This window comes from Nonomuraea sp. NPDC001684 (assembly GCF_053596515.1).
Map to the genome: position 1 here is coordinate 1 of NZ_JBSFGJ010000080.1, position 9884 is coordinate 9884.

General features: G+C 69.5%; 9 protein-coding genes and 1 tRNA gene. 6 read left to right on the forward strand and 4 right to left on the reverse strand.

The genetic code is table 11. From position 1 onward, the window contains the following. The 4 genes from ACWCSD_RS17380 to ACWCSD_RS17395 all read left to right on the forward strand — a co-directional run. A partial coding sequence (locus tag ACWCSD_RS17380) for a response regulator transcription factor (RefSeq protein ID WP_449915993.1) occupies positions 1-255 on the forward strand: 255 nt, incomplete at its 5' end. An 8-nt stretch (positions 256-263) separates the two neighbouring features. Then, the gene (locus tag ACWCSD_RS17385; protein WP_397165922.1) at positions 264-1235 is read left to right on the forward strand and encodes an inositol-3-phosphate synthase; all 972 of its coding nucleotides are present in this window, start codon (positions 264-266) and stop codon (positions 1233-1235) included. A gap of 37 nt (positions 1236-1272) precedes the next feature. Continuing rightward, positions 1273-2073: an exodeoxyribonuclease III gene (locus tag ACWCSD_RS17390; RefSeq protein ID WP_358287891.1), complete on the forward strand. Its 801-nt coding sequence runs from the start codon at positions 1273-1275 to the stop codon at positions 2071-2073. Between the two features lie 88 nt (positions 2074-2161). Continuing rightward, positions 2162-2398: a hypothetical protein gene (locus ACWCSD_RS17395; protein ID WP_357978197.1), complete on the forward strand. Its 237-nt coding sequence runs from the start codon at positions 2162-2164 to the stop codon at positions 2396-2398. A gap of 24 nt (positions 2399-2422) precedes the next feature. Here the strand turns inward: ACWCSD_RS17395 and ACWCSD_RS17400 are convergent, their stop codons facing one another. Together ACWCSD_RS17400 and ACWCSD_RS17405 are read right to left on the reverse strand one after the other, a co-directional pair. Continuing rightward, positions 2423-3358 carry a cobalamin biosynthesis protein gene (locus ACWCSD_RS17400; RefSeq protein ID WP_449915998.1) on the reverse strand — a complete coding sequence of 312 codons (936 nt, stop codon included), beginning with the start codon at positions 3356-3358 and terminating at the stop codon, positions 2423-2425. Further along, positions 3342-4148, reverse strand: coding sequence for a phosphotransferase (locus tag ACWCSD_RS17405; protein WP_397165920.1), 807 nt, complete (start codon positions 4146-4148; stop codon positions 3342-3344). The genes ACWCSD_RS17400 and ACWCSD_RS17405 overlap by 17 nt, the downstream gene beginning before the upstream one ends. Before the next feature lie 509 nt (positions 4149-4657). Here ACWCSD_RS17405 and ACWCSD_RS17410 point away from each other — a divergent pair. Then, positions 4658-5392: a ZIP family metal transporter gene (locus ACWCSD_RS17410; RefSeq protein WP_397165918.1), complete on the forward strand. Its 735-nt coding sequence runs from the start codon at positions 4658-4660 to the stop codon at positions 5390-5392. A gap of 54 nt (positions 5393-5446) precedes the next feature. Further along, positions 5447-5520, forward strand: a tRNA-Arg gene (locus ACWCSD_RS17415). Between the two features lie 208 nt (positions 5521-5728). Here ACWCSD_RS17415 and ACWCSD_RS17420 read toward each other — a convergent pair. Further along, complete coding sequence (locus ACWCSD_RS17420; protein WP_449916001.1) at positions 5729-7294, reverse strand: tyrosine-type recombinase/integrase; 1566 nt, start codon at positions 7292-7294, stop codon at positions 5729-5731. A gap of 994 nt (positions 7295-8288) precedes the next feature. After that, a complete protein-coding gene (locus ACWCSD_RS17425; protein WP_449916023.1) occupies positions 8289-9587 on the reverse strand; it encodes an IS701 family transposase in 1299 nt (432 codons plus the stop codon). Positions 9588-9884: the final 297 nt, after the last annotated feature.

The window sequence follows — 9884 nt, forward strand, 5'->3', positions numbered from 1 at the left end:
GAGCCGTTGCGGCGGCCGGCGGAGGCGGCGGCGGCCACCGCCCGGGTGACGCTGTCGGCGACGCCGGGGCTGTCGGCCCGCGAGCTGGAGGTGCTCGGCCTGGTCGCCGAGGGCCTGAGCAACCGGCAGATCGCCGAGCGGCTGTTCATCTCGGCCAGGACCTCCGGCGTGCACGTGTCGAACATCATGGCCAAGCTGGGCGCCGCCTCCCGCGTGGAGGCCGCCGCCCTCGCCCGCCGGACCGGCCTGATATGAACTCCGGCATGACCACCGTGAACGTCGCCCTCATCGGCGTGGGCAACTGCGTGTCGTCCCTCGTGCAGGGCGTCGAGTACTACCGCGACGGCCAGGCGCCCGGCCTGCTCAACCCCGTGTGCGCCGGATACGCCGTCTCCGACGTGCGGTTCACCGCCGCCTTCGACGTCGGCCGGGCCAAGCTCGGCCTGGACCTGTCGCAGGCGATCTGGGCGCGGCCGAACAACTCCCGCCGCTTCGCCGACGTGCCGCACCTGGACGTGCCGGTGCGCGAGGGCATCCTGGCCGACGGCGTGGGCGAGGGCTCGGCCGGGCTGGTCGAGCCGAGCGGCGCCGCGACCGTCGCCGACGTGGCCGCGCACCTGCGCGAGACCGGCTCCCAGGTCGTGGTGAACTTCCTGCCCACCGGCGCCCAGCGCGCCGCCGAGCGGTACGCCGAGGCCGCGATCGAGGCCGGCTGCGCGTTCGTCAACTGCATGCCCGCCGTGCTCGCCCGCTCCGAACGCTGGCGCGACCGCTTCGCCGCGGCCGGGCTGCCGCTGCTCGGCGACGACCTCAAGAGCTCCTTCGGCGCCACGCTCGTGCACCGGGCGCTGGTCGACGCCCTCACCGCGAGCGGGGTGCGGCTGCGCGACGGCCACCAGCTCCTGGCCGGGGGCAACATGGACTTCGTCAACCTCCAGGACCCGGCCAGGATGGCCGGCAAGCGGGCCACCAAGGCGTCCGGCGCCGGCACCTCCACCCACGTCGGCGCCCAGTACCTGCCCTTCCTCGACGACCGCAAGATCGCCTTCATCCGGCTGGAGGGCGAGGGGTTCGGCGGCTCCCCGCTGGAGGTCGAGCTGCGCATGGTGGTGGAGGACTCGCCGAGCGCGGCGGGGAACGTCCTCGACGCCGTGCGCCAGGCCAAGGCCGCGCTCGACGCGGGCGCGGGCGGCTTCCTGCGGGACGTCTCGGCCACCCTCATGAAGGCGGTCTGACCACGGACGACGGGACCGGCCGTGGCAGGCTAGGAGGATGCGCCTGGCGACCTGGAACGTGAACTCGGTCAAGGCACGGCTGCCGCGCCTGCTCGACTGGCTGGCCGCGACCGAGCCCGACATCGTCTGCCTGCAGGAGACGAAGTGTCCCGCGGAGTCGTTCCCCGTGGCGGAGGTGGGCGAGCTCGGCTACGCCGCCGCCGCCCACGGCGACGGCCGGTGGAACGGCGTCGCCGTGTTGTCGCGGGTCGGGCTGGAGGAGGTGACGCCGAGCTTCCCCGGCGAACCGGGCTTCGCCGAGCTCGACGGGGTGGGCGCCGCCCGTCCCGAGGCCCGCGCGCTCGGCGCGACCTGCGGCGGCCTGCGGGTCTGGTCCCTGTACGCGCCGAACGGCCGCGCGGTCGACTCGCCGCACTACGCCTACAAGCTGGAGTGGTTCGCCGCGCTGCGGGACGCGCTGGCCGAGGAGGCCGGCTCGCCGCTGGTGGCCTGCGGCGACTACAACGTGGCGCCGACCGACGCCGACGTCTGGGATCCCGCGCTGTTCGCCGGCTCCACGCACGTCACCCCCGCCGAACGCCGCGCGCTCGCCGAACTGCTCGACCTCGGCCTGCGCGACGTGGTGCCGACGCCGATGAAGGGGCCGCACCCGTACACGTACTGGGACTACCGGGCCGGGATGTTCCACCAGAACAAGGGCATGCGGATCGACCTGGTCTACGCCAGCGCCGACGTCGCGGAACGGGTGCGGGGGGCGTACGTCGACCGCGAGGCGCGCAAGGGGAAAGGCCCCTCGGATCACGCTCCCATCGTGGTGGATCTCGACCCGATAAATTAATCAACAAACAGCTGCCAGACGAGTATCGTGAGTAACCAAATGTGCGGGGGCACGCTTCTTCTTCAAGACCGAAAAAGGGGGCCGTGTCGTGGAACCTGCCGATGGTCGTGTCATCCTGTTCGTCCTCATCGGGCTGGCCCTGTTCGCGCTCGGACGCCGTTTCCAGAACATGATCATGCTCAGGCAGGTCTGGAAGCAGACGCAGCGGCAGGTGACGGTGCGGCGGGAGACCGCGCACCACGCGGTGAAGGGTCTGGTCGCCGTCACCGCCGTCGCCGCATTCGTCATCTGGCTGGCGATCAATCTCAATCGGATAATGAGTTAACCGCCATTTAGCTGATTACCGCGATTATCCGGAATGGCGGCGGCGCAGGCCCCATGCGGTGAGCACGGCCAGCCCCGCCGCCGCCAGTCCGACCGCGCGGGTGAGCCGGGCGGCGCGCCGGATGTCCTTGACGTCGGGCTTGGGGCCGTCGCCCATCGTGGGGCGGTGTTCGGTCCTGCCGCCGTACACGTTCGTGCCGCCGAGGGTGACGCCGAGCGCGCCGGCGAAGGCGGCCTCGCACCTGCCCGCGTTCGGGCTGGGGTGGCGGTGGCCGTCCCGTCGCAGCATCCGCAGCGCTCTGACGGGGTCGTCGGCCAGCGCCGCCGTCAGCAGTCCCGTCACGCGTGCCGGTACGTAGTTCGCCACGTCGTCGAGCCGGGCCGCGGCCCAGCCGAACCGTTCGTAGCGGGGGGAGTGGTGGCCGATCATGGCGTCCAGCGTGTTGACCGCCCGGTAGGCCAGCAGCCCCGGCACGCCCGCCACCGCGCCCCAGAACAGGGGGGCGACCACGGCGTCGGAGGTGTTCTCCGCCAGCGACTCCACCGTCGCCCTGGCCAGCTCGGGCGCCTCCAGCCCCGCGGGATCGCGGCCGCACAGGTGGGGGAGCCTGGCCCGGGCCCGCCGGAGATCGTCCTGCTCCAGGGCCTCGGCCATGTGCACGCCTTCGCGGGCGAGTGTCGCGCCGCCGAGCACGGCCCACGTGGCGAACGCCGTCACTGCCGTGCGGACGACCCGGTCACCGCTCTTCTGGGCCAGCACGCCCAGGACGGCCGCGCCCCCGACGCAGATCCCGACATGGACCACCCCGCGCCACCTCGTGTCGCCGTACGACGACTCCTCCAGCTTCGCCGCCGCCCGTCCGAACAGGGCGACGGGGTGGGCCGAGCTGCGCGGATCACCGAGAACCTGGTCGAGTGCGACACCGAGCGCGAGACCTAGCGGGTCATACCAAATGGGCATGAAGCTCATCTTCGTGCACATCCAGCCACGCTGCCGCCCGGCGGATGCGTTCCCCGGCGCCGCCCGTCCACATCTTGGCCCAGTTCCCACCCGCCCGGGCGCGGGTGCGCATGACGTCGTAGGAGCGGTGGAAGCGGAGCCTGGACAGTTCCAGCAGCCGCCGGCGTTCGCGGGGCGCGAGGCCGTAGGCGTCGCAGAACAGGCGGATCCTGGCTCCGACGTCGGCGTCGCGCTGGAGGGGGTGGCGGTCGACCGGGTCGGCGATCGGGGCCCAGTGGCGGAGGGTGGTGACGATGTCGAACAGCCGGGTGGTGGGCCGGGCGAGGTCGAAGTCGATCAGCGCGACGGGGGTGGCCGCGGCGGTGTCGGTGTCGATGTCGTGACGGAAGATCACGTTGTCCGGCGTCAGGTCGCAATGTCCGATGACCTCCGGCGCGCGGTCGTCGTTCGACCCGCCTTCCCATCCGCCGGCGTCGAGCGGGAACCCGGCGGTCGCGTCGTGGAACTCCCTGACCAGTCGCGCCAGGTCGACCAGGAACGCGTCCGTCGAAACGGCCCGGCACAACCCGCTCCGCCCAGGGACGTACGTGAGGATCTCGCGCCCTAAACCGTCCGTTCCCAGGACCCGCGGCGCACCCCCGAACCCGGCTGCCTCAAGGTGTCTGAGCAGGGCGTGCACGGCGGGCGTGGCCGGACCGACCGGCCTGCGCACCGTGTCACCGACGCGCACCACCCCGTCTGTCACGTCCCCGCCCTGCAGGGGAATCTCATGCAGGAGCGTCGCGACCATGCCACAACAGCTTAGCCCCATTTGCCCCACGGCCGCCTGCCCTTTACCCCGCCCCCTCCCTCCCCGTTCTGCTCCTCTTCCTCCTGCTTCCGGCAGGCCCTTCTCCTGGCTACGGGCCGCCCTGCCCCGCCGTACCGGTCTCCTCGCCTTCGCCCTCGTCCCGACCCCCCACCCGACACCCTGGCGGCCGAGAGACGCTGTGCCGCGCGGAATCCCGAACCTGTCCCCGAACCCGTGCCCTTACGCGAGTCTGTGTTGTTTCGCGAGCCTGTCCCTGAACCTGTGCCCTTACGCGAGCCTGTGCTGTGTGGCGAGCCTGTTCCCGAACCCGAGCCCTTTCCCGGACCCGAGCCCGAGCCCTCCCCGAGCCCGAGCCCTTCCCGAACCCGAGCCCTTCCCGAACCTGGACGGTGTCGCGAGCCTGTCCTCGAAGCCGCCGAGCCCCTCGAATTCCGCGGCCGAGTGTCGTACCGCTCCCGCTCCCCAGCCACCCCCTAGCCTGAGGAACCGTGCCCATCCTGCTCTCCTTGGCGGCCTTCCTCATGACGCTGCTGGGCGGGCTGGTCGCCGACCGCGTCAAGAACAACCGCCACCTCGTGCTCGGCGCCGCCGCGGGCGTGATGCTCGGCGTGGTGGCCTTCGACCTCCTCCCCGAAGCCCTCACCCGGGACGCCGTCGAAGTGCTCGGCGTCCCGCTCCCGATGCTCATGTTCGCCCTGGCGTTCCTCGGCATCCACATCGTCGAACGCTCCATGGGCATGCACGACGCGCACGAAGGCGACTACGCCGCCCACCGCCACGCCCGAGCCGGCGTAGGCGTCACGGCCGGATCCGCCCTGGTCGTCCACAGCCTCCTGGACGGCGCCGCCATCGGAGCCTCCTACCAGACGGACGCCTCGCTCGCCGTCGCCGTGGCCATCGGCGTCATCGCCCACGACTTCACCGACGGCTTCAACACGTACACAATCACGTCGCTGTACGGAAACGCCCGCCGCCGCGCCCTCACCCTCCTGGCCCTGGACGCCCTCGCCCCCGTGATCGGCGCCACCCTGACCTTCCTCATCGCCATCCCGGCCCATGTCCTGACCGCCTACCTGGGCCTTTTCGCCGGATTCCTCCTCTATCTGGCCATCTCCGACATCCTCCCGGAGGCCCACACAACCAGACGCGCCACCGGCTGGACCCTGGCCGCCACGGTCACGGGAACCCTCTTCATGTGGCTGGTGATCGCCCTGTCGGCCTGACACGACCAGAACGTGTGCGTGACAAGTCGCCGGATCATGCACAATAAGGCAGGAGCGCCCTTAGCTCAGCTGGATAGAGCACCGGACTTCTAATCCGACGGTCGCAGGTTCGAATCCTGCAGGGCGCGCTTTGATCATGGCCTGAACTGCGCAAATGCAGCGTCGGACTCGTTCTAGAATTTTCGTCTAGCGGTTGCGTGCTCCGTGCGTGCTCGGTTGCACCAACCCTGCACACACCATGATCATCCGCAATTCCCGCTCCTGTGGCGCGAGAGCAGCGGCCCCGCCTCGCCGCGAGCAGGCGGCGAACGCGGGGCCGGATGCTTAATCCGACGGTCAGTTCCTCAACGAGACGACTCTCCCGGTCTCGGCCTGGTCTTCCTTGCCGAACAGTAGGGCGGCGGTCTTCTCTGCCGCTGCGGTGGCTACTTGGGGGTAGACGGAGGTGTAGGTGTCGGCGGTGAACGCGCTGGAGGTGTGGCCCAGCGTTTCCTGCACCACCTTCATCTCCACCCCGGCCGCCAGCATCAGCGAGGCGGCGCCGTGCCGCAGGTCGTGGAGCCTGATGGGTGGCAGGCCGGCCAGGTAGGCCAGCCACAGGAACTGGTCGGAGACATACTGGGGGTGCAGGCGGTTGCCATCAGGCTGGGTGAACACGAACCCGGTGTCGATCCACGCCTCGCCCATGGCCAGGCGTTCCTGCAGTTGCTGCTGCCGGTGGGCGCGCAGCACTTGGGCGGTGTCGCTGTCCAGAGCGATGGTGCGTACCGAGGCGTCGGTCTTCGGGGTGCCCTCGTGCACCTGCCAGGCCAGCTGCACCAGCTGCCAGTTCACCGTCAGACTGTGGCCCTCGAGGTCGACCTCTTTCCACCGTAGCCCGCATGCCTCGCCCCGGCGTAGCCCGCGCAGCGCGATCAGCTGATACAGGGCAAACAGGCGGTGGCGGCGGGCATGGTCGAGGAACAGCCGGGTCTGGACGGGCGTCCACACCATGACAGGGGAGGGGCGCGGAGCGCTGGTGTAGGCGTCGATCGGGTTGACTCGCTGCCCGCTCCGGCGCTGCTTTTCCGCCTCCCGGTGCTGGGCGAAGTCGGCCTGCCAGGCGCGGACCCGGTCCTCGGTCCACACCAGTGGCTTGGGCCGGACGTGGGCAGGCATCTCCAGCACGGCGGCGGGATTGAAGTCGATCAGCCGGTCCTGTCGCATCGCCATGTTGAGCGCGTGGCGGAGGGTGGCGCGGATGCGGTGCATGGTGGCGATGCTGACCGGCCGCCGGAACTTGACGCTCTCACGCACCTGCGGATCGGGGTCGGAGCGGCGCTCGGCGATGGTGTCGTTGAACTCCTCGATCTGCTCGAACATCAACGCGATGTCGCTGACCTTGAGCTGATCCAACCGCAGCTGCCCCAGATACGGGGTGAGGTAGAGGCGGATGTGGCTTTCGTAGGAGCGGCGGGTGGTCTCCTCGATCCTCCGCTTGCGGTGCAGGAACTCGGTCAGCCACTGCTGGAGGGTGATCTCCTGGGTCAGATGCTGCCCGGTCTTGACCTTGCGGCGAACCGTTCCCACATCCGGCAGCGTGTCGGTCTCGGCCAGCGTCCGCTTGATCAGATCGGCGATCTGGACACGGGTGGCGGGCTCGCGCGGGTCGGCCAGCGCGAGCAAGTCACGCACCTGCCCGAGCTCGGCCTTGGCGGCGTCTTGGGTGGCGAAGCCGCCGCGGCGCAGCGGTCCGCGCCGCTTGCCGTCGGTGCCTGGCGGGAGTTCGATCTGGTAGTTCCAGATGCCGTGCCGGTAGCTCCATCCGCCGTCGGCGCGGCGCAGCTTGGGGCATCGTTGCCCGAGTGCTTTGCCGTCGCCGTCGCGGCAGGAACAGCGTTTGAAGGTGCTTCCCTCAGCCATCGTGGTGCCTGTCCTCTTTCATATTTGGTGCTGTTGGATCGGGCTGGTGCGGCGTTGCGCGGGGTGGCACTTTGCGCAGGGGTGCTGCGCCGAGCCCGGAGGCGGGCCGGTGAAGGGACCGATTGCCATCCCCGAAGTGCGCGCCTTGGGGAAGTCCCGTTTCCGATACGTGCCGCGCTATACCGCTCAGCCGTGGCCCCGGTGGTCGCGGGCTACGGGCGTACGGCGGTCCTGACGCCCGTGCCGCCGTGTGCGGTGTCGAGCGCCGGGACCTTCGGGTTGCCGTCCGGTACGGCCGATGCGGCGGCGTGATCGGGCGAGCACGCCCGTGGTCGTCACCCCGCCGCATCGATGGCCGTGCCGGACAGGGCGTATCGACGCCCGCCTGGGTGGCGTCGGTCAAGGCCGAATCCGACGGTCAACGTCGGGCCGGGTTGTCGGCGGTCTCCGCACGGCGTCGCGGCCGGCTCAGCGCTCTTCGCTTCGAGTCGTCATAGAGCAAGGACGGCTTTCCTGCAGGAAGGCACCCATGTGTGCGAGCGAGGTGAGAAGCCGTTTCCAGGGCGCTGGCCTGGAAGACCGCGCAGCCGCTGCTGACCCGAGGAGGCGCTTCTATCGGCAGATGAGCGCCGTCGGTCGTGCTGAACGGTATGGTCCGCGGTTCGCGTGGTGCGGCGGATGATGTGGTTCGGTGGTGTTGCGGTGTCGTGCGGTGAAGTCATGTCGGTGTGGCCCGATCACCTGGACCACCTGATCCCTGTCACCTTTATAAATACCTGCGCTCGGGCCCGAATTCGGACAGCAGGCGAAGCAAAGGTTCGATCATGATCATCCGACAAAGCGTCCGTATACGGTGTGCACTCCCCGTCCTCGCCTGGCGATTGCCTGCTTTGCTCCGGTGAGCGAACGGCCATGACGGCCAGCAGGATGCAAGCGACGGTCGTTGGGCAGTCAACGCGCCTGCGATCAAAAGTCCCTAGTACTCCGGCCGCACTTATCGATCTTTGAGCTGTCGTCGCTGGTAGTGGCTTTGGCGGGCGCGGGCTTGATGGCGTCGTCGCCAGCGTGACCAGTGCAGGATGTGGGGCTGGCTGGTAGGTGGACGGGGCAGCAGGGCGAAGAGGCGGCGGATCTCGTTCGCGGAGATCTCGATGAGCGGGTCGGTGCCGCCCGGTGGGGCGGGTCTGGCGCCGAGGGCGGCACGGGTCACGGCGAGGAAAGCCAGGGCGAGCATGGCCAGGGTGATGTAGCGATACCAGGCGGGATAGAGCCGCGCTTGGTAGTGGTCGAAGGCGGCTTCGTTCTTGCCGGTCTGGAAGCATTCCTCGATCGTCCAGCGGGCTCCGGCCACCTCGATCAGGCGCTGTAAGGGCACCGGCCGTGGCGTGTGACATAGGTAGAAGGCCAGGTCACGGGGGTTGATGAGCGAGCGGCGGATGAGCAGGCGGTGCACGGGGCTGTCGGTGGCGATCAGAGCCCAGTCGTAGCGCCGTTCGCCCTTGGCTCCCGGGCCGCAGGACAGACGCCGCCATCCGCTCTTGGGCACCTTACCGGCCATGATCTCGGCGCGGACCTTTCCGGCGCCGGTGGTGATCTGGTGAGCGCGGGAGACCGCGAGCACGTAGGAGATCTGGTGGCCTTCCAGGTAGCGGCGGAGGGGGCCATTGTCGCCGTAGGCCTCATCGGCGGTCACCCAGCCGAACGGCACGTCGGCCGCGAGCACCCGTTCGATCATGGCCTGCAGGAGCTGAGGCTTGGTGGCGAAACCGACCTGCTCGGGGACGTGGGCGGCCGCGCAACGTTCCGGCCGGGCGATCCAGGAGTCCCTGGGCAGGTAGAGCTCGCGATCCAGGACGGCCCGGCCACGGCTGGAGGCGTAACCGAGGAACACCCCGATCTGACAGTTGGCGACCTTGCCGAAGGTGCCGGTGTATTGCCGCTGCACTCCTGCCGAGCGGGTGCCCTGTTTGGCGAAGCCGGTATCGTCGCCGACCGGCACCCCGTCGTGCTCGCCCAGATGTTGCATCAGGTAGGTGCGGATGTCGTCACGCACGCCGTCGACGTCCCAGTTGGCGGCGTTGAACAGCCGCTGCATGCCATCAGGTGTGGTCTCACCGGCGTACTCGGCCAGCGACCAGCCGTTCTTACGCTCCAGCCCGGACAGCAGACCGCCGACACATGCACGAGCACGCTGCCGCACTTCGGGGCGTCTGAATCGACCGGCTACCAGCGCGAACGCCTCATCCAGACCAGCCTGCAGACGAGCGGCGCTGAGATGTTCTACCCTGGCCAACGCGGCCACCGCGTGATCTTCAGTTCCATCACACCTGAATGATCACAGCGGTGGCCATTTCTCGTGCACGCGGGAGTCCGCATGGGTACGTATGCGTACCCATAGACCGGCGTGCACCACCGCGCTATACCGTGCACCAGCTGGCGGCGCCTCGGACCACCCCTCTGAAGTGCGGCTGGAGTACTAGCTGTCATGCCTGCCTGTGCCGCAACATACCTCAATGTGCCATTCAATTGGCGATTGTCGCTTTGAGAAAGCCTGGGAATGTCGTCCGCTGTCATATCGTATCCGGGGCCG

Bases quoted from the DNA above. Each gene is read 5' to 3' on its own strand.
- ACWCSD_RS17390 (WP_358287891.1), top strand. From the start codon at position 1,273: ATGCGCCTGGCGACCTGGAACGTGAACTCGGTCAAGGCACGGCTGCCG.
- ACWCSD_RS17420 (WP_449916001.1), bottom strand. From the start codon at position 7,294: ATGGCTGAGGGAAGCACCTTCAAACGCTGTTCCTGCCGCGACGGCGAC.
- ACWCSD_RS17400 (WP_449915998.1), bottom strand. From the start codon at position 3,358: ATGCCCATTTGGTATGACCCGCTAGGTCTCGCGCTCGGTGTCGCACTC.
- ACWCSD_RS17405 (WP_397165920.1), bottom strand. From the start codon at position 4,148: ATGGTCGCGACGCTCCTGCATGAGATTCCCCTGCAGGGCGGGGACGTG.
- ACWCSD_RS17385 (WP_397165922.1), top strand. From the start codon at position 264: ATGACCACCGTGAACGTCGCCCTCATCGGCGTGGGCAACTGCGTGTCG.